This is a genomic window from Modestobacter sp. SYSU DS0875, assembly GCF_054050915.1.
The window spans coordinates 38,914-62,895 of the sequence record NZ_JBJHAH010000017.1; the positions used below are offsets into that span (position 1 = coordinate 38,914).

Sequence of the window (23,982 nt, forward strand, 5' to 3'; positions counted from 1 at the left end):
GCTCGCGGATCAGTCGCCGTCGGGCTCGGAGACCAGGTGCACGATCGCGGCCGGGCTGCTGATCCAGAAGGCCGGGGTCTCGCCCAGCGGCTCGATCTCGTCGCACCGGGCCACCCCCTCCGCCGCGGCCAGGTGCTGCGCCGCCGCAGCCGGGTCGTCACACGTCAGCTGCAACCAGATCTCGGCCTGGCTGACCCCCGCCACCCGGTCGATCCACAACCGGTTCGCGCCGAACTGGAAGCCGACCGAGGGCGGCCCCGACTCGAAGGGGTTCTCAATCTCCGGCAGGCCGACCGTGTCCCGGTAGAAGCGGACGGTCTGCTCCCACTGGTGCGGCGGCACCTTCATCGCGATGTTGCGTCCTCCCGCGAACCCCACCGGTCGGTCCGTGCTCATGCGCTGCGCCTCCCGCTGCTGGCTGTCCTGCGCAGCGTGGCACGAGGTGGGGCAGCCGGTGGACGGTCAGCTCGCGGCGCGGTGCCCGGTCAGCGGGCGAAGTCCCGGTGTCGGGATCCGCGTCAGCGGCGGACGAGCGGCCGGTGGCCTCAGACGATGTCGACGAGCTTGGTGCGCAGCTGGAGCACGGCCTTGGTGTGCAGCTGGCAGATGCGGCTCTCGGTCACCCCGAGGACCCGGCCGATGTCGGCCAGGGTGAGCCCCTCGAAGTAGTACAGGCTCACCACCACCTTCTCCCGGTCGGGGAGCTGCTCGACCGCGCGGGCCAGCAGCTGCCGCGCCTCCCCGTGCTCGGCCATCGCCTGCGGGTCGAGTGCGCTGGTGTCCTTGAGCGTGTCGACCAGGCGCGGGGCGGAGCCGTCGTCGTCGACGAGCAGCTCGTCGAGGGCGACGACGTTGACCAGGGACAGCTGGCCGAGGAACTTGCGGATCTCCTCGACGTCCATCTCCATCTCCGCCGCGATCTCCTCCTCGCTCGGGCTCCGCTGGAGCCGGCTCTCGAGGGCGGCGATGGTGCGCTCGAACTGACGCGCCTTCATCCGCACCGACCGCGGGATCCAGTCGGTGGAGCGGAGCTCGTCGATGATCGCGCCGCGGATGCGTGACATCGCGTAGCTCTCGAACTTGATCTCCCGCGACGGCTCGAAGCGGGTGATCGCGTCGATCAGCCCGAAGGTGCCGTAGGAGACCAGGTCGGCCTGCTCGACGTGCGCGGGCAGGCCGCTGCCGACCCGGCCGGCGACGTACTTGACCAGCGGCGCGTAGTGCAGGATCAGCCGGTCGCGCAGACCGGTCTCCCGGTCGACGGCGTAGCGGGCCCAGAGGTCGGCGACCGCCGCGTCCGGGTCGTCGCTCGCCCCGAGCTGGTGGACCGTCGCCTCAGACACCTGCATCCCCCTGATCGCCAGTCGCGCTTCGCGCACCCTTGCCGTCCCCACTGTCTCAGGCCCGCGGATGGGCCTGCGCGTGGACAGCACGCAGCCGCTCGACCGTCACGTGCGTGTAGACCTGCGTGGTCGCGAGGCTAGCGTGCCCCAGCAGCTCCTGGACCGACCGCAGGTCGGCACCGCCCTCCAGCACGTGCGTGGCCGCGGAGTGCCGCAGCCCGTGCGGGCCGATGTCCGGCGTCCCGGGTGCGGCCTGGACCGCGGCGTGCACGATGCGTCGCGCCTCCCGCGCGTCCAGCCGGCCACCACGGGCGCCCAGCAGCAGCGCCGGCCCGCTGGTCGGGGTGGCGAGCGCGGGCCGGCCCTCCGTCGACCACGTCTCCAGCGCCTGGGCCGCCGGTGCACCGAACGGCACGCTGCGCTCCTTGCGCCCCTTGCCGAACACCCGGAGCAGCCGCCGGCCCCGGTCGACGTCGTCGACGTCCAGGCCGACCAGCTCCCCCACCCGGATGCCGCTGGCGTACAGCAGCTCGAGCACCAGCAGGTTGCGCAGTCGGAGGGCAGTGACCGTCGTGTCCTCGGCCTCGGCGGCGGGGTGGGCGGCCTGCTCGAGCACGGCGCGCGCCTGCTCCGCGCCCAGCACGCCGGGCAGGGTGCGGTGCGCCCGGGGGCTGGCCAGCCGGAGGCCCACGTCCTCGGCCACCTGGCCGCTGCGGCGCAGGTGGGCGGTGAACGAGCGCGCCGAGGCCGACCGGCGGGCGGTGGTGGACCGGCTGTCGCCCCGGGTGCGGCCGGCGGCCAGCCAGCTGCGCAACGTGGCGAGGTCGAGGTCGGCGGGGGTGGTCCCCTGCCGGCGGGCCAGGTGGTCCAGCAGCGAGACGACGTCACCGACGTAGCCCCGCACGGTGTGGGTCGAGAGGTCCCGCTGCATGCGCAGGTGCTCCTCCCAGGCGTCCAGCGACTCGGCGAGGGCAGGGGGCAGCGCCGCCCGCAGCTCCGCCGTCCCCGCCATGGGGGCAGCGTCCGTGCCGGAACGGGGCCGGTCAACGGGGCGCGCCGGTCCCGGGTTTCGGCGGGGGGTGCAGCCGCCAGCCGGTGCCGGTCCACTGGACCAGGTCGGCGAGCTCCAGCGCCGGCAGCACCCGCAGCACGTCCAGGACGTCGCAGCCGGCCACCGCCGCGAGACGTTCGGGGGTGACGCCGGTGCGGACCGGGCAGGCGTCCAGCACCCGCCGGGCCACGTCGGACAGCTCGTCCCGGGCGGTGTCCGGCCGCTCCGGCGGGGTGGCGAGGTCGGTACCCAGCGACCCGACCCGTTCGATCACCTGCGCCGCGGTGGTCACCAGCCGGGCCGTGCGCAGCTCGTCGCGGAGCAGCTCGTGGCAGCCCACCGACATCGCACTGGTGACCGGGCCGGGCACCACCATCAGCGCCCGGCCCAGGTCGTCGGCCCGGTGGGCGGTGGCCAGCGCGCCGGACCTCGCTGCCGCCTCGACCACCACCGTGCCCCGGGTCAGGGCGGCGATCAGCCGGTTGCGCACCAGGAACCGGTGGCGCAGCGGTGCGCAGCCCGGCGGCCACTCGCTCACCAGCAGGCCGCCGTCCAGCAGCCGGGAGAACAGGGCGGAGTGCGACGCCGGGTAGGCCCGGTCGACGCCGCAGGCGAGCACGGCGACGGTGGGGGCACCGGCGGCCAGCGCCCCGCGGTGAGCGGCGGCGTCGATCCCGTAGGCGCCGCCGGAGACGGTGGTCCACCCCCGCTCCCCCAGGCCGTGGGCCAGTTCACCGGCCACGTGCTCGCCGTACGCCGTCGCCGCCCGTGATCCGACCAGGGCCACCGAGCGGTCGACCACGTCGGCCAGCGCCCCGTCACCCCGCACCCACAGCGCCAGCGGCGGGACCGGCGTCCGCCGTCGGTCGAGCCCTCGGTCATCGGCGATCTGCGCGGTCGCCACGGTCAGGCAGTGCAGGGCCAGCGCCGGCCACTCGTCGTCCTCGGGCACGACCAGGCGCGCACCACACCGCTCGGCCCGCCTCAGGTCGGCCAGGCTGGCGTCGTCGGCGACCCGGGCACCGGCGACCGCCTGCACGCGGGGTGGGGCGGTCCCGGCCCGGAGGGCGGCCACCGCCTCGACCGGACCGACCCGCTCGACGAACCGCCACGCCTCCACCGACCCGGGCTCCATCGCCCGGCTGAGCCAGGCCCGCGCCCGGCGGGCCGCCGGACCCGCGGTACCTGCGTGGTCCTCGGTCGGTCCGCTGCGCAGGTCGGCCACCAGCTCGTCGGGGCTCCCGGCGGTCATGCCGCCGCCCGCTGCAGGCGCATGCCGAGGGCCTCGGCGACCTCGTCGGAGCCGGGCACCGTGCGTCCGGCCAGGTCGCTCAGCGTCCAGGCGACCCGCAGCACCCGGTCGAACCCGCGGACCGACAGCGAGCCCCGTTCCAGGGCCCGCTCCGCCAGCGACAGCGCCCGCCGGGGCACCGGCCACCGCTCGCGCAGCAGCCGGCCGGGGACCGCGCTGTTCAGGGTGAACCCGGTGCCGGCCAGCCGGGCCGCGGCGGCGGCGCGCGCGGCGCCCACCCGCCGGGCCACCACCTGCGTCGACTCCGGCGGCGCGACGCCGTCCAGCCAGGCGGCGCGGCTCACCGCCGGCAGCGTGACCCGCAGGTCGATCCGGTCGAGCAAGGGGCCGGAGAGCCGGGACTGGTAGCGCCGGCGCTCCAGCGGGCTGCATGTGCAGGCCGTGTCGCCGGCCGCGCTCGCGCAGGGGCACGGGTTGGCGGCGAGCACCAGCTGCGTCCGGCAGGGGAAGGTGGCCGAGCCGTTCGCCCGGTGGATGGTGACCTCGCCGCGTTCCAGCGGCTGGCGCAGCGTGTCGAGCACGGCCCGCGGGAACTCCAGCGCCTCGTCCAGGAAGAGCACCCCCAGGTGGGCGCGGCACAGCGCGCCGGGGCGGATCTGGCCCGAGCCGCCCCCGACCAGCGCGGCCATCGTCGCCGAGTGGTGCGGTGACTCGAAGGTGGGCCGCCGGACCAGCGGCGCTCCCGGGGGAAGGGTGCCGGCGACGGACGCGATCGCGGTGACCTCCATCGCGGCCCGCTCGTCCAGCGGCGGCAGCAGGCCCGGCAGCCGCTCGGCCAGCATCGTCTTCCCCGCCCCGGGCGGGCCGGTGAGGAACAGGTGGTGGCCCCCGGCGGCGGCGACCTCCACCGCCCGGCGCCCGGCGGTCTGGCCGACGACGTCGGCCAGGTCGGGGCCCGCCGGCTCGGGAGCCGCCGGCGCACGGACGTGGACCGGGATGGCCGCGCCCCCGGCCAGGTGGGCGACGACCTGCCGCAGGGTCCGGGCGGCCAGCACCTCGATCCCCTCGACCAGCGCCGCCTCGTCGGCGTTGTCGGCCGGCACCACGACCTGCCGGTGCCCGGCGCGGGCGGCGGCCAGCACCGCGGGGAGCACCCCGCGGACCGTCCGCAGCGACCCGTCCAGGCCCAGCTCACCGAGCAGCACCAGCTCGCGCACCCGCTCGGCGGGGACCACGCCGGCGCCGGCGAGCACCGCCACGGCGAGGGCGAGGTCGAACCCACTGCCCTGCTTCGGCATCGCCGCCGGCGACAGCCCGATCGTCACCCGGCGCAGCGGGAAGTCGTGCCCGCTGTTGACGACCGCCGCACGCACCCGGTCGACCGACTGGCGCACGACGGCGTCGGGCAGGCCGACCAGCACCACCGTGGGCACCCCGGCGGCGAGGTCGACCTCGACCTCCACCATGGCGCCGCGCACGCCGACCAGCCCCACCGACCAGGTCCTCGCCAGCGCCATCAGAACGCGTTCCGCAGGTGCGCCACGCGGGCCGGCCCGTCGACCGGGACGTGCACCCCGACGACGTCGAAGCGCAGATCGGGTGCGTGGTGGTCGTGCGCGGCGAGCCAGGCGCGGGCCAGCTGGCGCAACCGGCGCCGCTTGCCGGCGGTCACCGCCTCCACGGCGTGACCGAAGCCGGTGCCGCGCCGGGTCTTCACCTCGCAGAAGACGATCGCGTCGCCGTCGCGGGCGACGACGTCGAGCTCACCGTGGCGGCAGCGCCAGTTCCGGTCGAGCACCTGCATACCGGCGTCGGTGAGCAGCCGGACGGCCACCCGCTCGCCGTAGGCGCCGAGGGCGGCTCGTGGGGTCGGGGTCGGAGACACCCCTCGACCCTGGGTCCGGCGCAGGGAGCGGACCAGCGCCGCACCGGATCTGTGGACAGCCGGTGCGGCTGTGGACGACGAACCGCCGGTCGGCCCCCCGCCGGGCAGCCTGGCCGGGTGCGCGCGGCGGGATCAGGGCAGGCAGGGTCAGGGCAGACGCGGGCTGTCCGGCAACTCGAGGTCGGGCTTGTCCAGCTCCTCGACGTTGACGTCCTTGAACGTCACCACCCGCACGTTCTTCACGAACCGCGCCGGCCGGTACATGTCCCAGACCCACGCGTCGGTGAGGGTGAGCTCGAAGAACACCTCACCGCCGGCGTCCCGGACCTGCAGGTCGACGCTGTTGGCCAGGTAGAACCGCCGCTCGGTCTCCACCACGTAGGAGAACTGGCGGACGATGTCCTTGTACTCGCGATAGAGCTGCAGCTCCATCTCGGTCTCGTACTTCTCGAGGTCCTCGGTGCTCATCGCGTGTGCTCCACGAGTGCCGGCGTGGGCAGGCCGGCGCGGTGGTCGGCAGCCCGCGGGATGGATCCGGAGACGAGCTCCGGGAGGTCGTTCGACTGGGCGGGCACGGGTCCATCATCGGGCATGGCCCGCCTCGTCGGCAGCGCCGGTGCCCGCGCGGCGTGCGCGTCCCGCGCCCGGGCCACGTTGACGAACCGCGTCCGGTGCTCCGGACAGGGGCCGTGCTCGTCGAGCGCGGCGCTGTGCGCCTCGGTGATGTAGCCCTTGTGCACGTCGAAGCCGTAGGCGGGGAACCGCTCGTGCAGCTCGAGCATCATCCGGTCCCGGGTGACCTTGGCCAGCACGGAGGCCGCGGCCACGCAGGCGGCGACCCGGTCGCCCTTCCAGACCGCCAGCGAGGGCTGGGCCAGGCCGCTGACCGGGAAGCCGTCGGTGAGCACGTACTCCGGGCCGGGGTCCAGGGCGTGCACCGCCCGGCGCAACGCCTCGATGTTGGTCACGTGCATGCCCCGGGCGTCGAGCTCGGGCACGGGGATGACGACGACCGACCAGGCGAGCGCCCGCTGGACGACCTCGGCGTGGACCTGCTCCCGGGTGGCCGGGGTGAGCAGCTTGGAGTCGGCCAGCCCGGGCACTCGGCCACGGCGGCCGGCCGGCAGCACGCAGGCGGCCGCGACGAGGGGGCCGGCGCAGGCTCCGCGCCCGGCCTCGTCGGCGCCGGCGATCGCGGCGAACCCGCGGCGGCGGAGGGAGCGCTCCATCTCCCAGAGGGTGTCCGACGCCTCCGCGGCGGACACGCCCCGGGAGCGGGGAGCGGTCGGGGTGGATCGGGCAGGCATCGACTGCCGACCCTACGACGCCGGAGGGACGTCGTGGCACACGGACCGGACGGCGGCGCACCGGGTACGGTCCGGACACACCACGGTCCGGACACACCACGGACCCGGACACACCACGGACCCGGACACACCACGAGCCGGTCCGCGGGGGAACGGGGACCGGCTCGTGGCGGGCGAGCGTGGTCGGCAGGTGCCGACCAGCCCGGCCTGCCGGGGCGTGGGGGGACGTCCCGGCCGTCGGGGTCGGGTCGAGGACGGCGGGCGCGATGCCCGGCTCGTCCGCGGCCCGCCGGATCAGACGGTGGCGGTGAAGCTGTGGGCGCCGCAGGTGCAGCCCGGGTTGCGGGCGGAGAGCACCAGCGACACGGCGTGCGCACGGTCGCGGGCGCCGAGCTTGCGCAGGATCGCCTTGACGTGGGACTTGACGGTGTCCTCGCTGATGAACAGGTTCCGGCCGATCTGCCGGTTGGACTGCCCCTGGAGGAGCTCGTCCAGGACGTCGGACTCGCGGCGGGTCAGCGGCACCTCGGGGGCCAGCGGCTTGGCGACCGGCTCGGCCCCGCCCTCGGTGCGGCGGATCTGCGGGTCGACGACGGTGCGCCCGGCGCGGGCCGCGAGCACCGCCCAGCCCAGCAGCGTGGGCGAGGTGTTCATGAGCAGGTAGCCGCGGACGCCGGCGGCCAGCGCCTCGTTGACCACGGCGGGGTCCTCGGAGGTGGCGATGGCGACGATCGCGATCTGCGGGTAGCGGCGGCGCAGGTCGCGGCAGGCGTTGAGCGTCGCGGCCCGGCCGGCGCCCAGCTCGACGACGACGGCGTCGGGGCGGGCGGAGTCGGCGAGGGTCAGCGCGCGGCGGGGCTCCCCGGGGGTGCCCACCGCCTGCATGCCGGCGGTTTCGTTGATCATGCCGATCAGCCCGCGGCGCAGAACCGGGGCGTCCGCGAGGATCATGACGCGGGTGACGCCGCGCGTGGTGCTCGCCATGGGTGCAGACACTGTCTGACTCTCCGTTCGGGTCTGATGACTCTCTGCGATGTACATCGACCGGGTGAACGGATTGCTTGAACAACTTCCGCAAACTTCTTCGCGGGACGCGCGCAGATCATGCCGAAAGGCGCATCAGAAGGGTCGCCGAGCGTGCCCGGAGGACGGCGCGCCTGCTCGACAGTGGCCCGGAGGAGCCTCCGGGGCGGGACCGTCAGCCGGCCGAGGAGCCCCGCGCCGGCCGGGTCTGCGCGGGCCGGCGCACGCGCCGCCAGCCGGTGCGGGGCGGACGCCGGGACGGGCCTGCCGCCCGGGCCCGGCGCAGCCTGCGCCGCCGTCGCCAGGCGGTCAGCGGCACGGCGCCGGCCAGCCCCAGGACGTAGGGCACCGCGACCGCCGCACCCCCCTGGATCGGGAGCCCCGCGGGGGCGGCTGCCGCGTCGGCCTGGATGTCCGGGTCGTCGATGAGACCGAACCGGTCCAGCGGCCAGACGATGACCGCGGCCTTGCCGATCACGTCGTCCACGGCGACCGTGCCGGCGTACTTGTCGCCGCTGTGCTCGACGGAGTCGGACGACGCCGAGCGGTGGTCGCCCATCACCCACAGCCGCCCCTCGGGGACGACGACCGGGGAGAACGCCCGCGACTCGATCGGGTTGTTCTCGTAGATGTAGGGCTCCTCCAGCGGTTCCCCGTCGACGGTGACCCGGCCCTCCGGGTCGCAGCAGGCGACCTCCTGGCCCTCGGTGGCGATGACCCGCTTGACGTAGTCGTCCTCGCTGGGCGGGGCGACGCCGATCGCCCGGCCCAGGGTCAGCAGCGCCCCGGTGAACCAGTTGCTCGGCTCCTCGACGGTGATCTCCGGGGACCAGGTGTCCGGCCCGCGGAAGACCACGACGTCACCGGGCTCCGGCTCGCCGAACCAGTAGGGCACCTTGTTCACCAGCACGCGGTCCCCGGTGCAGCCGGGGCAGCCGTGCAGCGTCTGCTCCATCGAGCCCGACGGGATGAAGAAGGCCTGCACCAGGAAGGTCTTCACCAGCAACGCCAGGACGAAGGCGATGACCAGCAGCACCGGCAGCTCGCGCAGCAGGGAGCCCTTCTTCGCCGGTGGGCGCCCCGTGCGCTCCCCTGCCGCGGTGCCGCCCGGATCAGGCCCGTCGGGCCGGCGGGAGCCCACCTCCGGGGAGGGCGGGGAGTCCGGGGTCTCGTCCCGCTGGGGACGGCCGGCGGACGAGTCGTCGGGCCCGTGCGTGCTCATCGCCGCTCAGCGTACGGTCCGCGCGCCACCCTGCCCGACAGAGCGCCGGGCCGCCGTCACCGCACAGCCGCCCGACAACGGGAACGGGGCCGGCTGCCCATGGCAGCCGGCCCCGTTCGGTGCCGAGACGCTGAGATCAGCGCGCGACGACCTCGCGCTTCTCCTTGATCTTGGCGGCCTTGCCGCGCAGCTCACGGAGGTAGTACAGCTTCGCCCGGCGGACGTCACCGCGGGTGAGCACCTCGATCTTCTCGACGACCGGGGTGTGCACCGGGAAGGTGCGCTCCACGCCGACGCCGAAGCTGACCTTGCGGACGGTGAAGGTCTCGCGGATCCCGCCGCCCTGGCGCCGGATGATGACGCCCTGGAAGACCTGGACGCGCGAGCGGTTGCCCTCGATGACCCGCACGTGCACCTTCACGGTGTCCCCGGGGCGGAAGTCGGGGATGTCGTTGCGCAACGACGCGGCGTCGAGGGCGTCCAGGGTGTTCATCGCAGCAGTCCTCAGGATCTAGGGAACTCGTCGTGTAACGGGCAGCGGGGTCCCGGTGAGTCCGTACCGGGGGGCCGCGCTCCACCACCCGCGTCGTCGTCCGTGACCTCGTGCAGGACGTGGTCAGGGGGACGTCGTCGTCAGGTGCGGAGCCACTGTCGACAGGAGCCGACGGCGTGCAGCAGCTCTCTACTGTGCCACATCTTCAGCCGACGATGCGCGGCGGCCCCGTCCACGGGCCCGCGAGCAGCTGCGGGAGCGCGTCGGCGAGGTCGCGCGGGGCGAACGCCGCCCCACCCGCGGCGATCTCCGCGACGCTCCACCAGCGGTGCGGCTCGTCGGCGAGCAGCTCCAGCTCGGTGCGCCCGGCCACGTCCACGACGTGCCGGACGTCGCGCAGCACGAAGAACGTCTCGCGCGAGTCGATCTCCTGCTCACCCCAGCGGCCCAGGTGCCGGCGCAGCCACACCGGACCCTCCAGTTCGGCGGGGTCGGCGCGCAGGCCGGTCTCCTCGGCGAGCTCCCGGACGGCGGCCGTGCGCAGGTCCTCGCCGTCCTCCACTCCCCCGCCGGGCGTGTACCAGAACAGCACCTCGCCGGGGACGGCGTCCGGGCCGGTGAGCCGCGCGCCGAGCAGCAGCACCCGCTGCGCCGGGTCGAGCACCAGCACGCGGGCGGTCGGCCGCACCCAGGGCCGGTCCGTCACGGCTGGGTCCTCACGGCTGGGGGTCGGCGTCCAGCGCGGCCCGGTCGGCCGCCGACAGGGCCTCGGTCGGCAGCGCGGCGAGCAGGTCGGGACGGCGGTCGGCGGTACGCCGGAGTGACTGCGCGCGCCGCCAGCGGGCGATGGCCGCATGGTCGCCGGAGAGCAGCACCGGCGGCACGTCCTGGCCGCGCCAGCTGGCCGGGCGGGTGTAGGAGGGTCCTTCGAGCAGCCCGTCGGCGTGCGAGTCGAACTCCACCGACTCGGCGTTGCCGACGACGCCGGGGATCAGCCGGGTGACCGCCTCGACCATGACCAGCACCGCGGACTCCCCGCCGGCGAGGACGTAGTCGCCGATGGAGACCTCCGAGACCGGGCCCGCCGAGGCCGCCCAGTCCGCGACCCGCTGGTCGATGCCCTCGTAGCGGCCGCAGGCGAAGACCAGGCCGGGTTCGGTGGCCCACTCGGCAGCGACCGCCTGGGTGAAGGGCCGGCCCGCCGGGGTGGGCACGACCAGCCGGGTGCCCGCCGGCCGGACCGCCTCCAGCGCCCGGGCCCAGGGCTCGGGGCGCATGACCATGCCGGGGCCGCCGCCGTACGGGGCGTCGTCGACCGTGCGGTGGACGTCGTCGGTCCACTGCCGCAGGTCGTGCACCCCGATGCTGACCAGCCCGCGCTCGGCGGCCTTGCCCAGCAGCGACTGGCGCAGCGGCGCCAGGTACTCGGGGAAGATCGAGACGACGTCGACGCGGAAGCTCACAGGTCGAGCAGCCCCTCGGGCGGGTCGACGACGAGCCGGCCACCGGCGACGTCGACCGTCGGCACCATGGCCGCGACGAACGGCACGAGCAGCTCGCGGCCGTCGGTGCGCCGCACGACCAGCAGCTCGGCGCCCTCGTGCCGCACGGCGGTCACCTCGCCCAGCGGCGTCCCGTCGGTCAGCTCGGCGGCCAGGCCGACCAGCTGGTGGTCGTAGAACGAGTCCGGGTCGTCGAGCTCGGGCAGCGCGTCGACCGGGACGAGCAGCTGCGTGTTGCGGAGCGCGTCCGCGGCCTCGCGGTCGGCGATCACCGCGCCGTCGGGGCGGGACAGGGTCAGCAGCAGCGTGCCGCTGTGCCAGCGCATCCCGGCGACGGTGAGCGGGCCGCGGGAGGGCGGGTCGGTGAGCAGCACCGACCCGGGGGCGAACCGCAGGTCGGGGTCGTCGGTGCGCACCTCGACGGTGACCTGACCACGGACACCGTGGGGCCGGCCGATGCGGCCGACCACCACGGTGTCGGGGTGTGCGGGGGTGGCGCCTGCGGCGCCGGGAGTGCTCAGCGCCCGTCGGTGTCGACGACGTCGACCCGAAGGCCGCGGCCGCCGACACCGGTCATGACCTGGCGCAGCGCCTTGGCGGTGCGCCCGCCGCGGCCGATGACCTTGCCGAGGTCGTCGGGGTGCACCCGGACCTCGAGGGTCTTGCCGCGGCGGCCGTTGACCATGTCGACCACGACGTCGTCGGGGTTGTCGACGATGCCCTTGACCAGGTGCTCGAGCGCTTCTTCGAGCACGTCTTACTCGGCAGCAGGCGTCTCGGCGGCGTCCGCGGCCGGGGCGTCGGCAGCGGCGTCGGCCTTGGGAGCGGCCTTCTTGCGCGGGGTGGTCGCCTCGGTCGTCGGCTCGTCGGCGGCGGCGCGGGCGGCCTCCTCGTAGAGGGCCTTCTTGTCCGGCTTGGGGGCCGCGACCTTCATCGGGGCCGGAGCCGGCTCGCCCTTGAACTTCTGCCAGTCACCGGTGACCCGGAGGATGGCGGCGACGGCCTCGGTCGGCTGGGCGCCGACACCGAGCCAGTACTGCGCGCGCTCGCTGTCGACCTCGATGAAGGACGGGTCCTCCTTCGGGTGGTACTTGCCGATCGTCTCGATCGAGCGACCGTCCCGCTTGGTGCGGGCGTCGGCGACGACGATGCGGTAGTACGGCGCGCGCATCTTGCCCAGGCGCATGAGCTTGATCTTGGTGGCCACGGTGTGTGGTGTGCTCCTCGAACGTGTGTGGTTGCCCGCCGGACGGTCGCGTGGGGGTACGCCGGGGCGAGGCGATGGACACGGGCGGGGATGGTGAGAGGGCCACCCGCCGCCGTGTTCGACAGACCATGATGCCAGACGCGAGGGAAGAGCTCATGACCGCTGCCGGACCCCTGCACCACATCGAGCTGTGGGTGCCCGATCTCGCCCGTGCGGAACGATCCTGGGGGTGGCTGCTGACCGCCCTGGGCGCCGCACCGTTCCAGTCGTGGCCGCACGGCCGGTCCTGGCGCTGGGCGGAGGGCGGCTACCTCGTCATCGAGCAGTCCCCGGCGCTGACCGGCGACCGGCACGACCGCCGCGCTCCGGGGCTCAACCACCTGGCGTTCTGGGTGCACGACCTGGACGCGCTGGTCGCCGAGGCCCCCGCCCACGGCTGGTCGCTGTTGTTCGCCGACCGGCACCCGTTCGCCGGCGGTCCCGAGCACCGGGCCGCCTACCTGGCCGACGGCGACGGCTACGAGGTGGAACTGGTGCCCTCGTCGCCGGACTCCGCGGCCACCAGGAACCCGCCCCAGCCGTCGTAGCGGCCCCCGTGCCGCTCGACGATGCCGACCACCTCACGGGTGAAGCCGGCCGCGGTCTCGTGGTCGACCGCCGTCATGGCGCTGAACTCGAGCCACACGGTGAGCAGCCGGCGGTACAGCCCGTCGACCCGGTAGCCGGCCCCGGTGAGCTCCTCCCCGGCCGCCACCGCCGCCCTCCGGCTCCGGAAGGCGGCGGTGTGGTCGATCGGCCGGGGCGCGTGCACCTGGTCGCCGTGGCCGAGGTTCGCCTCGACCGTCTCGGCGGTCAGCCGCAGCTGCTCGTCGAGCGACCGCTCAGCCACGGACGGCGGCGAGGACCGCGTCGACCGCATCGGCCACCGCGACCTCGGACCGCTCCCCCGTCGCCCGGTCGCGCACCTCGACGACGCCGTCGGCCAGCCCACGGCCCACGGTGACGATCGTCGGCATGCCCAGCAGCTCGGCGTCCTTGAACTTGACCCCGGGCGACACCTTCGGCCGGTCGTCGAAGAGCACCGTGACCCCGGCGTCGACCAACTGGCCGGCGAGGGACTCTGCGTACTCGAAGACGGCGGCGTCCTTGCCGGTGGCCACCAGGTGGACGTCGGCCGGCGCGACCGACCGCGGCCAGCGCAGGCCCAGCTCGTCGTGGGTGGACTCGGCGATGGCGGCCACCGCCCGGGAGACCCCGATGCCGTAGGAGCCCATGGTGACGGTGACGAGCTTGCCGTTCTCGTCGAGCACCTTCAGGTCCAGCGCCTCGGCGAACTTGCGGCCCAACTGGAAGATGTGGCCCATCTCCACGCCGCGGGCGAGCTCCAGGGGTCCGGAGCCGTCGGGCGCCGGGTCGCCGGGGCGCACCTCGGCGGCCTCGATGGTGCCGTCCCAGGTGAAGTCGCGCCCGGCCACCAGGTCGAACACGTGCTTGCCCGGCTCGTTGGCGCCGGTGATCCAGCGGGTGCCCGGCACGACCCGCGGGTCGACCAGGTAGCGGATCTTCGACTCGCTCTCGCTGCCCAGCACCTGCGGGCCGATGTAGCCCTTGACCAGCGCGGGGTTGCCGGCGAAGTCGGTGAACGGCTCCACCTCCGAGGGGTGGACCACGGCCTCGAGGCGTTTGGCGTCGACCTCCCGGTCGCCGGGCAGGCCGATGATCAGCGGTTCCCGGGTGCCGTCGGGGTGCACGAGCGTGACGACCACGTTCTTCAGCGTCGACGCGGCGGTGTACCCGGCGTCGGGGAAGAGCTGGTTGGCCGCCGCCACGAGCGTCTCGATGGTCGGGGTGTCGGGGGTGTCCTCGACGTGCGCGTCGGGCAGGCCGTCGAACGGGACGGCGTCCGGGGCGACGGTGGTGACCGCCTCGACGTTGGCCGCGTAGCCGCCGGGCGACCGCACGAAGGTGTCCTCGCCGATGTCGGTCGGGTGCAGGAACTCCTCGCTCGCCGATCCCCCCATGGCACCCGACATCGCCGCGACGATCACGTAGTCGAGGCCGAGCCGGTCGAAGATCCTGATGTAGGCCTCGCGGTGCGCCTGGTAAGAGCGCTCGAGGCCGGCGTCGTCGACGTCGAAGGAGTAGCTGTCCTTCATGGTGAACTCACGGCCGCGGAAGAGCCCGGCCCGGGGCCGCGCCTCGTCCCGGTACTTGGTCTGGATCTGGTAGAGCGAGAGGGGCAGGTCCTTGTAGGAGCCGTAGAGGTCCTTCACCAGGAGGGTGAACATCTCCTCGTGGGTGGGCCCGAGCAGGAAGTCGTTGCCGCGGCGGTCCTGCAGCCGGAAGAGGTTGGGGCCGTACTCGGTCCAGCGGCCGGTCGCCTCGTAGGGCTCGCGCGGCAGCAGCGCCGGGAAGTGCACCTCCTGCGCGCCCATCGCGTCCATCTCCTCGCGGACGATGCGCTCGACGTTGCGGAAGACCCGCCAACCCAGCGGCAGCCAGGTGAACCCGCCCGGCGCCGCCCGCCGGATGTAGCCGCCCCGGGCGAGCAGCCGGTGGCTGGGGACCTCGGCGTCGGCCGGGTCGTCGCGCAGCGTGCGCAGGAACAGGGAGGACATCCGAAGGAGCACGGGACGAGTGTCCCAGGCGTCCGCGGGACGCCGTCCACGGGTTTGGCCGGGGCGTCCTCCTGGCTCACCGTGGGGGGGGGGGGGGGGGGGGCGGCCCCCGGCGCGCGCGCCCCCGACCCCCCCCCCCCCACCCCCCCCCCCCCCGCCGCCCCCCACGATCAGGTCACCTGATCCCGGGCCGTCTGGCGCCGGGGCCGCGGCCGCCGGCTCAGCCGACGACGTGGCCGCGGAGGACCAGTCGTTGCGGTCGCTGCAACGTGTCCAGCTCGGTGCGCGGGTCGGCCTCGTAGACGACGAGGTCGGCCGGCGCCCCCTCCTCGACACCGGGCAGCCCGAGCCACTCCCGCGCCGCCCAGGACGCCGCGGCAACCGCCGCCTCGGCCGGCAGCCCGGCGGCGTGCAGCGCCCGCACCTCGTCGGCGATGACGCCGTGGTCGATGCCACCGCCGGCGTCGGTGCCGGCGAACACCGGCACACCGGCCTCGTACGCGGCCCGCACCACGGCCCCGGCCCGTGCGTACAGCCGCCGCATCGTGGAGGCGTAGGCGGGGAACTTCTGCTCCCCCGCCGCCGCGAAGCCGGGGAAGTTCTCCACGTTGACCAGGGTGGGGACGACGGCGGTGCCGCGCGCCGCCATCTGCCCGACCAGCTCCTCGGTCAGCCCGCTGCCGTGCTCGATGCAGTCGATGCCGGCGCCGATGAGGTCGGGCAGCGCGTCGGTGCCGAAGGTGTGCGCGGTGACCCGGGCGCCCTCCTCGTGGGCGGCGGCGATCGCCGCGGCCACGACGTCGGCCGGCCACTCCGGCGCCAGGTCGCCCACGCCGCGGTCGATCCAGTCGCCGACCAGCTTCACCCAGCCGTCACCCCGCCGGGCCTGCACCCGGACCTGCTCGACGAGGTCGGCCGGCTCCAGCTCGAGGGCGAGCCCGGGGATGTACCGCCGGGTCGCGGCGAGGTGCCGGCCGGCCCGGATCACCCGCGGCAGGTCCTCGTGGTCGTCGAGCACCCGGGTGTCGACCGGTGAACCGCAGTCGCGCAGCAGCAGCACGCCGGCGTCCCGCTCGGCGAGGGCCTGGGCGCGCAGCCCGTCGAGGTCGCCGACGTGCTCACCGCCGTGGCCGAGGCCGACGTGGCAGTGCGCGTCGACCAGGCCGGGCAGCACGAACCCGTCCCGGCTGACCGTCTCGGCGCCGGGGACGGGCTCGAAGGTGATCCGCCCGTCGCGCACCCACAGGTCGCGGTGCTCGCCCTCGGGGAGGACGACGCCGGACAGGTGCAGGGCGGGGGCGGTCACCGGCTCAGCGGCCCTGGTCCTTGAACGGGCCGTCCTTGAACTGGCTGAAGTCGAGCTTGGAGAGGTCGGGCAGCGCCTGGCCGGGCGGCAGCCCGGGCACCCCGCCGGGGGGCTGGCCGCCGGGCAGCTGACCGGGCATCCCGCCGGGGAAGCCGCCCATCGCGCCGGGGGCGCCGATGGGCCGGCGGGCCGGGCCGCTCTTCTTGCCGCCCTTGCCCTTCTTGCCCTTGCCGCGGGCCTGCACCTGGTTCTGCCGGCCGCGCTGCTTCTTCGACATCGGGCCCATGCCGGGCATGCCCATGCTGCCGGCCATCTGGCCCATCATCTTCTGCGCCTGGGCGAACCGCTCCAGCAGCTGGTTGACGTCGGTGACGCTCATGCCGGAGCCGTTGGCGATCCGGACCCGCCGCGAGGCGTTGATGATCTTGGGGTTGACCCGCTCGGCCGGCGTCATCGACCGGATGATCGCCGCGGTGCGGTCCAGGTCGCGCTCGTCGACCTGGGCGAGCTGGTCCTTCATCTGGCCGGCACCGGGCAGCATGCCCAGCAGGTTGGCGATCGGGCCCATCTTGCGGATCGCCATCATCTGCTCGAGGAAGTCCTCGAGGGTGAAGCCCTCTCGGGCGGCGAGCTTGCCGGCCATGCGCTCGGCCTGGTCGGCGTCGAACGCCTGCTCGGCCTGCTCGATGAGGGTGAGCACGTCGCCCATGCCGAGGATGCGCGAGGCCATCCGCTCGGGGTGGAAGACGTCGAAGTCGGCCAGCTTCTCGCCGGTGGAGGCGAACATGATCGGCTGGCCGGTGATGTAGCGGACCGACAGCGCCGCACCACCGCGGGCGTCACCGTCGAGCTTGGTGAGCACCACGCCGGAGAAGCCGACGCCGTCGGCGAAGGCCTGGGCGGTGGTGACCGCGTCCTGACCGATCATCGCGTCGACGACGAAGAGCGTCTCGTCGGGCTGCACGGCGTCGCGGATGCCGGCGGCCTGGGCCATCAGCTCGGCGTCGATGCCCAGCCGGCCGGCGGTGTCGACGACGACGACGTCGTGCATCGTGCGCCGCGCGTGGTCGATCGACTCGCGGGCCACCGCGATCGGGTCGCCGACGCCGTTGCCCGGCTCCGGGGCGAAGACGTCGACCCCGGCCTGTCCGGCCACCACCGACAGCTGCTGCACCGCGTTGGGGCGCTGGAGGTCGCAGGCGACCAGCAGCGGGGTGTGGCCCTGCCCCTTGAGCCAGCGGCCGAGCTTCCCGGCCAGGGTCGTCTTGCCGGCACCCTGCAGACCGGCCAGCATGATCACCGTCGGCGACTGCTTGGCGTAGCGGATCCGCCGGGTCTCGCCACCGAGGATGCCGATGAGCTCCTCGTTGACGATCTTGATGATCTGCTGCGCCGGGTTCAGCGCCTGGGAGACCTCGGCGCCGCGCGCCCGCTCCTTGACCGAGGCGATGAAGGAGCGGACGACCGGCAGCGCGACGTCGGCCTCGAGCAGGGCGATCCGGATCTCGCGCGCGGTGGCGTCGATGTCCTCGTCGGAGAGCCGGCCCTTGCCGCGCAGACCGGTGAAGACCTTGTCCAGGCGGTCGGAGAGGGTCTCGAACACAACACGTCCTCAAGCAGTCGGGCGCGCAGCCGCCGCCGGAGTCCGACGGTTCGGCTCGGGCGCCCGGGGCCACCCCGGGGCCGTCACGCCACCTGTCACCACCCTAAGGCCCCGCTGCAGGGGCCCGCCGCGACCTCGTCGCGGCGGGGGCAGCGGGGTCCGTCCTCAGGCGGCGCGCTGCCGTTCCCCCGCCGACGCGTCGCCGTTCACGATCGCCGCGCCGCAGTCGACGCACAGCCACTCCGGGCACTCGCCGCCGTCCTCGGTGTGGCCGTCGGTGCACGGCGGCTGCTCGAACCGGGTGTCGTGGCCACAGCTCACACAGGGCCAGGTCGGCAGCTCGCTCACGAGGGGTCCCCTTCCGTCGCGTCCTTGATCCCGGTGGTCCCGCGGATCCCGGCGCCGGGCGTCGTCCGGCACGTGCAACGTGCCACGAGGGTCCGACAGAACCCGACGCACCCGCCCGGGCCAGGTGTCGCTCAGCTGTCGCGGACGGGCAGCGCCGCGGGGTCGTGGACCTCGCCACGGGCGGCCGCGACCAGCGCCCGCTCGACGCGTTCGCGCTGGCCGGCGTCGATCGGGGTGCCGCTGGGGTCGGCGACGTAGAAGGCGTCGACAGCGTCCGCGCCCAGCGTCTCGATGGTGGCCGAGCTCACGTCCAGCCCCTCGCCGGCCAGCGCCGCGGTGAGCCGGTGCAGCAGGCCGGCGCGGTCGGTGGCGCGCACCTCGACCAGGCCGGTGACCCCGGTGGCCTCGGCGTCGAACCAGGAGACCCGCGGCGGGCGCACCGGCGCCCGGTCCTGGCTGTAGTCGCGTTCCCGCTGCCGCAGCCGCTCGGCCAGCGGGAGAGTGCCCTCCAGCGCCGCGCGGACGCCGTCGGCGAGGATCTCCGGCACGGGGGCCCGACCGAACCGGGGCCGGACGGCGAACACCTGCGTGGCGTGGCCGCCCTCCACGCTGACCCGGGCGGCGCGCACGTCCAGCTGGTTGAGCGCCAGCACCCCCGCGCACAGGCTCAGCAGGCCGGGGCGGTCCGGCGCCCCGATGGTGATCTGCTGACCGTCCAGCACGTCCTCCATGCCCACCGTCACCGGCTCGGTGGGCCCGGGGATCGCCGGAGCGGGGGCGGTCACCGTCGGCTCGGTCGGCTCGAGCACCGGCTCCGGCGTCGCGGTGCTGCCCAGCCGGGCGGCCACCCGCGCCACGAGCGCGGCGACCAGGTGGGCCTTCCACGGCGACCACGCCGAGGTGCTGGTGGCCGCGCCGTCGGCCTGGGACAGCGCGTGCAGCAGCTGCAGCAGGGCGGCGTCGGCGTCGATCGCCTCGACCACCCGGTCGACGGTCAGCGGGTCGTCCAGGTCCCGGCGGGTGGCCACGTCGGGCAGCAGCAGGTGGTGGCGCACCATCGCGACCAGCGTGGCGACGTCCGGCGGGCTGAACCCCATCCGCGCGGCCATCTCCCCCACCACGACCACCCCCACCTCGGTGTGGTCACCCGGCCAGCCCTTGCCGATGTCGTGCAGCAGGGCGCCGACCAGCAGCAGGTCGGGCCGGTCGACGTCCCGGGTGAGCTCGGCGGCCGCTGCCGCCGCCTCGACCAGGTGCCGGTCGACGGTGAACCGGTGCCAGGGGTGGCGCTGCGGCAGCGACCGCACCCGGTCCCACTCCGGCAGCATGCGGGACAGCAGCCCCTCCTGGTCCAGCTGCTCGAGCACCGGGACGGCGCTGCGCCCGCTGGCCAGCAGGCGCAGGAACGACCAGCGGACCTCCGGCGGCCACGGCTCGGGCAGCGGCGGGGCGTGCACGGCGAGGACCTTGAGCGTGTACGGCGAGAGCAGCAGGTCGGCCCGCGCGGCAGCGGCGGCGCCGCGCAGCACCAACCCGGGGTCGGCGGCCGGCCGGGCGTCGCGAGCCAGGACGACCTCGTCGCCCTGGCGGACCAGCCCCTCGGCCAGCGGCTCCCGGCGCACCCGCCGGTACCGGGCCCGGGGGCGGCGGACCAGCGAGGCGTCCACCCGGCGCCAGGTCTCGTCGGCGACGAACGCCAGCCGCCGGCCGGCCAGGCTGACCTGGCGCAGCAGCGCGTCGTCGTCGGCCAGCCCGAGCGCCTCGGCGACCGGCCGCTGCTCCTGCCGAACCAGCACGTCGGTCGCCCGACCGGTGTGCGCGCGCAGGGCGTCCCGGGCGTCGAGCAGCAGCGCGTACGCCTGCCCCGCGTCGGCCGGCGGCTGGTCGGTCAGCTGGGCGGCGGCCAGGGCGCGCAGCACCTGCCCCTCCCGCAGGCCGCCGTAGGCCTCCTTGAGGTCCGGCTCGAGCAGGAAGCCCAGCTCACCGACCTGCCGGCCGCGGGTGCGCCGCAGGTCGCGCAGCTCGGGCAGCAGCCGCCCGGCGTGCTGACGCCAGGCGGCGAGGGTCGCTGCGCGCAGCGCGGTGCCGACCTCCGGGTCGCCGGCCACGTGGCGCACGTCGAGCAGGCCGAACCCGGCCTTGACGTCGTCACCGGCGATCGCGACCGCCTCGGCGACGGTGCGCACGGAGTGGTCCAGGCGCATCCCGGCGTCCCAGATCGGGTACCAGAGCGCGTCGGCCAGGGCCGCGATCTCCGGCCGGCCGTCGTGGACGAGCACCAGGTCCAGGTCGCCGTGCGGGGGCAGTTCCCGCCGGCCCAGGCTGCCGACGGCGACCAGCGCGACCCCCTGCCCGGCCGGCGTCGCCGGCGGTGCCCCGCGCCGGCTGGGCGGACGCGGGGTGCCGGCGAGCGCCTCGGCGAGGAGGCCGGCCAGCCAGGTGTCCACCGCCTGGACCCGCTCGGTGCGGGGCAGGCGGGGCAGGGCGTCGAGGTCGAGCACGCGGCACCTCTCGCGGTGGTCGGAACGGGCGGGTGGTGGGCGAGCCGGAAACGCGCGTCGGCCGGGGCTGCGGGTCTCCCCACCACCCCGGCCGACGTCAGCTCACCAGCAGCGCGTCAGAGCGCGTCGGCCCCGCGCTCCCCGGTGCGGACCCGGACGATCTCGTCGATCGTGGTGACCCACACCTTGCCGTCGCCGATCTGCCCGGTGGAGGCGGCCTCGACGATCGCGTCGACCACGCGGGCGGCCTCCACCTCGCCGACCACGACCTCGATCCGCACCTTGGGCACGAAGTCGACCTGGTACTCCGCCCCGCGGTAGACCTCGGTGTGGCCGCGCTGGCGACCGAAGCCCTGGACCTCGCTGACGGTCAGACCGGCGATGCCGATCAGCTCGAGGGCGTTCTTGACGTCGTCGAGCTTGAACGGCTTGACGATGGCGGTGACGAGCTTCATGCCCGGGTCCCTTCCGTGTTGCGCGCCTCGGCGCGTGCCTGGCCACCCAGGGGCGCGGTGCTGCCGCCGCCGCCCAGGGAGGCGAAGTCGTACCCCGACTCAGCGTGCACCACCGTGTCGATGCCGGTGACCTCGTCCTCCTCGGTGAGCCGGAAGCCGATCGTCTTCTGGATGAGGAAGCCGATGACCAGGGTGAGGATGAACGAGTACGCGAGCACCGCCACCGCGCCGACGACCTGACGCCAGAGCTGGTCGACGCTGCCACCGTAGAAGAGGCTCTCCACGCCGGCCGGGGCGTCGGGGTCGGCCAGGAAGCCGATCAGGATGGTGCCGACCAGGCCACCGACCAGGTGGACGCCGACGACGTCGAGCGAGTCGTCGTAGCCCAGCTTGAACTTCAGGCCGACGGCCAGGGCGCACAGGGCACCCGCGACCGCGCCGACGATGATCGCGCCGATCGGCGAGACCGCCGAGCAGGCCGGGGTGATCGCGACCAGACCCGCGACGACGCCGGAGGCGCCGCCCAGCGAGGTCGAGTGACCGTCGCGGATCTTCTCCACCAGCAACCAGGCCAGCGTCGCGGCACCGGTGGCGACCAGGGTGTTCACCCAGGCGACGGCGGCGGTGTTGTCGGCGGCGAGGGCGGAGCCGGCGTTGAAGCCGAACCAGCCGAACCACAGCAGCCCGGCGCCGATCATCACCAGCGGCAGGTTGTGCGGGCGCATCGCCTCCCGACCGAAGCCGCGGCGCTTGCCCAGCACCAGGGCCAGGGCCAGACCCGCCGCACCGGCGTTGATGTGCACCGCGGTGCCGCCGGCGAAGTCGATCGCAGCGAGGTCGTTGGCGATCCAGCCGCCCTCCACGTCGTCGCCGTCGAACGCGAAGACCCAGTGCGCCACCGGGAAGTAGACGACGGTGGCCCAGATGCCGGCGAAGACCATCCACGAGCCGAACTTGGCCCGGTCGGCGATGGCGCCGGAGATGAGGGCGACGGTGATGATCGCGAAGACGGACTGGAAACCGACGAACGCCATGGTCGGGAGCGCCGCGTCGGTGTCCTCCATCAGGCCGTCGAGCCCGAAGAACTCGAAGGGGCTGCCGAGGAGCCCGAGCCCGATGTCGTCGCCGAAGGCGATCGAGTAGCCGTAGAGCACCCACAGGACGCTGATCAGCGCCAGCGCGCCGAAGCTCATCATCATCATGTTGAGAACGCTCTTCGCGCGGACCATGCCGCCGTAGAAGAGTGCGAGGCCTGGGGTCATCAGCAGCACGAGAGCAGCGCTGGTGAGGATCCAGGCGGTATTGCCGGTGTCGAGCACGGCAACCTCCTGAGGGTGTCGTCGGCCATCGGCCGCAAGCGGGGGCCCGGGGGCCTCGGGGGTCGACCACCGCCCGTGCGGGCAGCGGGTTGAGCCGGCGCCTCCATCGGAGGGCGACGGGGATGAACGGTGCCGACCCCGTGTTTCCGGCGGCGGCGCGAACGTGTTTCGCGGTCGTGAACTCCACTAAGCGTGTCGGCCGGTTCTGTTCCAACCGTGTTGCAGACGCCCCGACGGCCCCTGCCGACCGGGCCCGAGGTGCAGTACGTCACCTGCCCGACGGTTCCCGGCCACCTTGTTGCAAGGGGGGTGCAACTGCGAGCTGTGTGCAATAAGGTCGGTCAGTCGCAGCGCCGCGGCCGGCAGCGCCCAGGCCGCCCGGCCGGCGCACCACCCGACGTCCCGGAGGTCCGCGTGCACGTCCCCGATGGCTATCTCGACGCGGCCACCACCGCCGGCACCGCGGCCGTGGCCGCCGCCGGTGTCGCGCTGGCCCTGCGCGGCTCCCGCCGCGAGCTCGACGAGCGGACCGCGCCGATGGCAGGCCTCACCGCCGCCTTCGTGTTCGCGGTCCAGATGATGAACTTCCCGGTCGCCTACGGCACCAGCGGCCACCTGATCGGTGGCGCGCTCACCGCCGTCCTGGTCGGCCCCTGGACGGCGGTGCTGTGCATGACCGTGGTCCTGCTGGTCCAGGCGCTGGTCTTCGCCGACGGCGGGCTGACCGCCCTGGGCACGAACGTCACGCTGATGGGCCTGGTCGCGGTGGCGGTCGGCTACGGCGTCTTCGCCGGGCTGCGCCGGGTGCTGCCGGCCGGCCGCACCGGGGTGCTCGCCGCCGCCGGGGTGGGCGCGTTCCTCTCGGTGCCGGTGGCTGCGCTGGTCTTCGCCGGCCTCTTCGGGCTCGGCGGCGTCGCCGACGTCTCGCTGGCGGCGGTCGCCGGCGCCATGGGCGGCGTGCACCTGCTGATCGGGCTGGGCGAGGCGGCCATCACCGTCGCCGTGCTGGGCGCGGTCCTCGCCGTCCGCCCGGACCTCGTGCGCGGCGCGCGGCACCTCACCCGGTCGGCCGGCATGCTGGCCCCGCGCCCGGAGACGGCCGGCCGGCCGCGCACCCCGAACACCACCGCACCGATGCCACCCGCCGACGCCGACGAGCGGCCGGTGCTCACCCCGACGGACGCCCGGTGACCGCGCCGCAGCGACGCACCCGCGCCTTCCTGCTGGCTGGCCTGGTCGTCGCGCTGCTGATCGCCGGGGTCGGCAGCTACTACGCCAGCTCCGCCCCCGACGGCCTGGAGGCCACCGCCGAGGAGCAGGGCTTCGGCCACACCGCGGAGGACAGCGCCGTCGCCGGCTCCCCGTTGGCCGACTACGGCACCGCGGGGATCGACGACGCCCGGCTCTCCGGTGGACTGGCCGGCGTCGTCGGGGTGCTGCTGGTGCTGGTGCTCGCCGGCGGGCTCACGCTGGTGCTGCGCCGCCGGGACCAGAGCCGGAGCGAGCACGTCCCCGCCGACGACGCCGTTCCCGCCGCCCGCGACTGA

At 74.8% G+C, this 23,982-nt stretch carries 27 protein-coding genes; 3 read left to right on the forward strand and 24 right to left on the reverse strand.

From position 1 onward, the window contains the following. Window positions 1-9 precede the first annotated feature (9 nt). From ACI79Y_RS12200 to rpsP, 16 genes are all read right to left on the reverse strand, one after another. Complete coding sequence (locus ACI79Y_RS12200; protein ID WP_457158734.1) at window positions 10-396, reverse strand: hypothetical protein; 387 nt, start codon at window positions 394-396, stop codon at window positions 10-12. Between the two features lie 149 nt (window positions 397-545). Beyond that, window positions 546-1,349: an RNA polymerase sigma factor WhiG gene (gene whiG / locus ACI79Y_RS12205; RefSeq protein WP_457158735.1), complete on the reverse strand. Its 804-nt coding sequence runs from the start codon at window positions 1,347-1,349 to the stop codon at window positions 546-548. Between the two features lie 49 nt (window positions 1,350-1,398). Then, entirely contained in the window at window positions 1,399-2,355 is a 957-nt protein-coding gene (locus ACI79Y_RS12210) for a tyrosine recombinase XerC (protein WP_457158736.1), read from the reverse strand. A gap of 31 nt (window positions 2,356-2,386) precedes the next feature. Then, window positions 2,387-3,646, reverse strand: a complete 1,260-nt coding sequence (dprA, locus tag ACI79Y_RS12215; protein ID WP_457158737.1) for a DNA-processing protein DprA — start codon at window positions 3,644-3,646, stop codon at window positions 2,387-2,389. Then, complete coding sequence (locus ACI79Y_RS12220) at window positions 3,643-5,163, reverse strand: YifB family Mg chelatase-like AAA ATPase (RefSeq protein ID WP_457158738.1); 1,521 nt, start codon at window positions 5,161-5,163, stop codon at window positions 3,643-3,645. The genes dprA and ACI79Y_RS12220 overlap by 4 nt, the downstream gene beginning before the upstream one ends. After that, window positions 5,163-5,531, reverse strand: coding sequence for a YraN family protein (locus ACI79Y_RS12225; RefSeq protein WP_457158739.1), 369 nt, complete (start codon window positions 5,529-5,531; stop codon window positions 5,163-5,165). Before ACI79Y_RS12225 ends, ACI79Y_RS12220 begins: the two co-directional genes overlap by 1 nt. Before the next feature lie 147 nt (window positions 5,532-5,678). Continuing rightward, the gene (locus ACI79Y_RS12230) at window positions 5,679-5,999 is read right to left on the reverse strand and encodes a DUF2469 domain-containing protein (protein WP_153362005.1); all 321 of its coding nucleotides are present in this window, start codon (window positions 5,997-5,999) and stop codon (window positions 5,679-5,681) included. After that, window positions 5,996-6,760 carry a ribonuclease HII gene (locus tag ACI79Y_RS12235; protein WP_457158740.1) on the reverse strand — a complete coding sequence of 255 codons (765 nt, stop codon included), beginning with the start codon at window positions 6,758-6,760 and terminating at the stop codon, window positions 5,996-5,998. Before ACI79Y_RS12235 ends, ACI79Y_RS12230 begins: the two co-directional genes overlap by 4 nt. 372 nt (window positions 6,761-7,132) lie before the next feature. Beyond that, window positions 7,133-7,822 carry a LuxR C-terminal-related transcriptional regulator gene (locus ACI79Y_RS12240; protein ID WP_457158741.1) on the reverse strand — a complete coding sequence of 230 codons (690 nt, stop codon included), beginning with the start codon at window positions 7,820-7,822 and terminating at the stop codon, window positions 7,133-7,135. Between the two features lie 214 nt (window positions 7,823-8,036). Beyond that, window positions 8,037-9,083, reverse strand: a complete 1,047-nt coding sequence (gene lepB, locus ACI79Y_RS12245) for a signal peptidase I (RefSeq protein WP_457158742.1) — start codon at window positions 9,081-9,083, stop codon at window positions 8,037-8,039. 136 nt (window positions 9,084-9,219) lie between these two features. Beyond that, the gene (gene rplS / locus ACI79Y_RS12250) at window positions 9,220-9,576 is read right to left on the reverse strand and encodes a 50S ribosomal protein L19 (protein ID WP_457084732.1); all 357 of its coding nucleotides are present in this window, start codon (window positions 9,574-9,576) and stop codon (window positions 9,220-9,222) included. 205 nt (window positions 9,577-9,781) lie between these two features. After that, a complete protein-coding gene (locus ACI79Y_RS12255; RefSeq protein ID WP_457158743.1) occupies window positions 9,782-10,282 on the reverse strand; it encodes an NUDIX hydrolase in 501 nt (166 codons plus the stop codon). Between the two features lie 10 nt (window positions 10,283-10,292). Continuing rightward, window positions 10,293-11,039, reverse strand: coding sequence for a tRNA (guanosine(37)-N1)-methyltransferase TrmD (gene trmD, locus ACI79Y_RS12260; RefSeq protein WP_457158744.1), 747 nt, complete (start codon window positions 11,037-11,039; stop codon window positions 10,293-10,295). Continuing rightward, window positions 11,036-11,551, reverse strand: a complete 516-nt coding sequence (gene rimM / locus ACI79Y_RS12265; protein WP_457158745.1) for a ribosome maturation factor RimM — start codon at window positions 11,549-11,551, stop codon at window positions 11,036-11,038. The genes trmD and rimM overlap by 4 nt, the downstream gene beginning before the upstream one ends. A 44-nt stretch (window positions 11,552-11,595) precedes the next feature. After that, a complete protein-coding gene (locus ACI79Y_RS12270) occupies window positions 11,596-11,832 on the reverse strand; it encodes an RNA-binding protein (RefSeq protein WP_299958160.1) in 237 nt (78 codons plus the stop codon). Window positions 11,833-11,835: 3 nt separating this feature from the next. After that, on the reverse strand, window positions 11,836-12,285 hold the full coding sequence (rpsP, locus tag ACI79Y_RS12275; RefSeq protein ID WP_153362013.1) for a 30S ribosomal protein S16: 450 nt from the start codon (window positions 12,283-12,285) through the stop codon (window positions 11,836-11,838). 155 nt (window positions 12,286-12,440) lie between these two features. Here rpsP and ACI79Y_RS12280 point away from each other — a divergent pair, with 155 nt between their 5' ends. Further along, the gene (locus ACI79Y_RS12280) at window positions 12,441-12,872 is read left to right on the forward strand and encodes a VOC family protein (protein ID WP_457158746.1); all 432 of its coding nucleotides are present in this window, start codon (window positions 12,441-12,443) and stop codon (window positions 12,870-12,872) included. Here ACI79Y_RS12280 and ACI79Y_RS12285 read toward each other — a convergent pair. From ACI79Y_RS12285 to ACI79Y_RS12320, 8 genes are all read right to left on the reverse strand, one after another. Further along, window positions 12,803-13,174 carry a ribonuclease E inhibitor RraB gene (locus ACI79Y_RS12285; protein WP_457158747.1) on the reverse strand — a complete coding sequence of 124 codons (372 nt, stop codon included), beginning with the start codon at window positions 13,172-13,174 and terminating at the stop codon, window positions 12,803-12,805. The genes ACI79Y_RS12280 and ACI79Y_RS12285 overlap by 70 nt on opposite strands. After that, window positions 13,167-14,903 (reverse strand): proline--tRNA ligase, encoded by a 1,737-nt coding sequence (locus ACI79Y_RS12290; RefSeq protein WP_457158748.1) that lies wholly within the window; start codon window positions 14,901-14,903, stop codon window positions 13,167-13,169. Before ACI79Y_RS12290 ends, ACI79Y_RS12285 begins: the two co-directional genes overlap by 8 nt. A gap of 220 nt (window positions 14,904-15,123) precedes the next feature. Continuing rightward, complete coding sequence (locus ACI79Y_RS12295; protein WP_457158749.1) at window positions 15,124-16,209, reverse strand: amidohydrolase family protein; 1,086 nt, start codon at window positions 16,207-16,209, stop codon at window positions 15,124-15,126. A 4-nt stretch (window positions 16,210-16,213) separates the two neighbouring features. Beyond that, window positions 16,214-17,812: a signal recognition particle protein gene (gene ffh / locus ACI79Y_RS12300; protein WP_457158750.1), complete on the reverse strand. Its 1,599-nt coding sequence runs from the start codon at window positions 17,810-17,812 to the stop codon at window positions 16,214-16,216. Between the two features lie 165 nt (window positions 17,813-17,977). Continuing rightward, the gene (locus tag ACI79Y_RS12305; protein WP_457158751.1) at window positions 17,978-18,160 is read right to left on the reverse strand and encodes a hypothetical protein; all 183 of its coding nucleotides are present in this window, start codon (window positions 18,158-18,160) and stop codon (window positions 17,978-17,980) included. 131 nt (window positions 18,161-18,291) lie between these two features. After that, window positions 18,292-20,661, reverse strand: a complete 2,370-nt coding sequence (locus ACI79Y_RS12310; RefSeq protein ID WP_457158752.1) for a [protein-PII] uridylyltransferase — start codon at window positions 20,659-20,661, stop codon at window positions 18,292-18,294. A gap of 116 nt (window positions 20,662-20,777) precedes the next feature. Continuing rightward, window positions 20,778-21,116: a P-II family nitrogen regulator gene (locus ACI79Y_RS12315; RefSeq protein WP_089304115.1), complete on the reverse strand. Its 339-nt coding sequence runs from the start codon at window positions 21,114-21,116 to the stop codon at window positions 20,778-20,780. Next, window positions 21,113-22,435: an ammonium transporter gene (locus tag ACI79Y_RS12320; RefSeq protein WP_457158753.1), complete on the reverse strand. Its 1,323-nt coding sequence runs from the start codon at window positions 22,433-22,435 to the stop codon at window positions 21,113-21,115. Before ACI79Y_RS12320 ends, ACI79Y_RS12315 begins: the two co-directional genes overlap by 4 nt. A gap of 414 nt (window positions 22,436-22,849) precedes the next feature. On the opposite strand from ACI79Y_RS12320, the gene ACI79Y_RS12325 reads away from it, so the two are divergent. Both ACI79Y_RS12325 and ACI79Y_RS12330 read left to right on the forward strand, forming a co-directional pair. Then, window positions 22,850-23,626: an energy-coupling factor ABC transporter permease gene (locus ACI79Y_RS12325; RefSeq protein WP_457158754.1), complete on the forward strand. Its 777-nt coding sequence runs from the start codon at window positions 22,850-22,852 to the stop codon at window positions 23,624-23,626. After that, window positions 23,623-23,982, forward strand: a complete 360-nt coding sequence (locus ACI79Y_RS12330; RefSeq protein WP_457158755.1) for a PDGLE domain-containing protein — start codon at window positions 23,623-23,625, stop codon at window positions 23,980-23,982. The genes ACI79Y_RS12325 and ACI79Y_RS12330 overlap by 4 nt, the downstream gene beginning before the upstream one ends.

Excerpts from the sequence above, each read along its gene's own strand:
- ACI79Y_RS12200 (WP_457158734.1), bottom strand. The coding sequence starts at position 396 with ATGAGCACGGACCGACCGGTGGGGTTCGCGGGAGGACGCAACATCGCG.
- whiG (WP_457158735.1), bottom strand. The coding sequence starts at position 1,349 with ATGCAGGTGTCTGAGGCGACGGTCCACCAGCTCGGGGCGAGCGACGAC.
- ACI79Y_RS12210 (WP_457158736.1), bottom strand. The coding sequence starts at position 2,355 with ATGGCGGGGACGGCGGAGCTGCGGGCGGCGCTGCCCCCTGCCCTCGCC.
- dprA (WP_457158737.1), bottom strand. The coding sequence starts at position 3,646 with ATGACCGCCGGGAGCCCCGACGAGCTGGTGGCCGACCTGCGCAGCGGA.
- ACI79Y_RS12220 (WP_457158738.1), bottom strand. The coding sequence starts at position 5,163 with ATGGCGCTGGCGAGGACCTGGTCGGTGGGGCTGGTCGGCGTGCGCGGC.
- ACI79Y_RS12230 (WP_153362005.1), bottom strand. The coding sequence starts at position 5,999 with ATGAGCACCGAGGACCTCGAGAAGTACGAGACCGAGATGGAGCTGCAG.
- ACI79Y_RS12235 (WP_457158740.1), bottom strand. The coding sequence starts at position 6,760 with ATGGAGCGCTCCCTCCGCCGCCGCGGGTTCGCCGCGATCGCCGGCGCC.
- ACI79Y_RS12240 (WP_457158741.1), bottom strand. The coding sequence starts at position 7,822 with ATGGCGAGCACCACGCGCGGCGTCACCCGCGTCATGATCCTCGCGGAC.
- lepB (WP_457158742.1), bottom strand. The coding sequence starts at position 9,083 with ATGAGCACGCACGGGCCCGACGACTCGTCCGCCGGCCGTCCCCAGCGG.
- rplS (WP_457084732.1), bottom strand. The coding sequence starts at position 9,576 with ATGAACACCCTGGACGCCCTCGACGCCGCGTCGTTGCGCAACGACATC.
- ACI79Y_RS12280 (WP_457158746.1), top strand. The coding sequence starts at position 12,441 with ATGACCGCTGCCGGACCCCTGCACCACATCGAGCTGTGGGTGCCCGAT.
- ACI79Y_RS12290 (WP_457158748.1), bottom strand. The coding sequence starts at position 14,903 with ATGTCCTCCCTGTTCCTGCGCACGCTGCGCGACGACCCGGCCGACGCC.
- ACI79Y_RS12315 (WP_089304115.1), bottom strand. The coding sequence starts at position 21,116 with ATGAAGCTCGTCACCGCCATCGTCAAGCCGTTCAAGCTCGACGACGTC.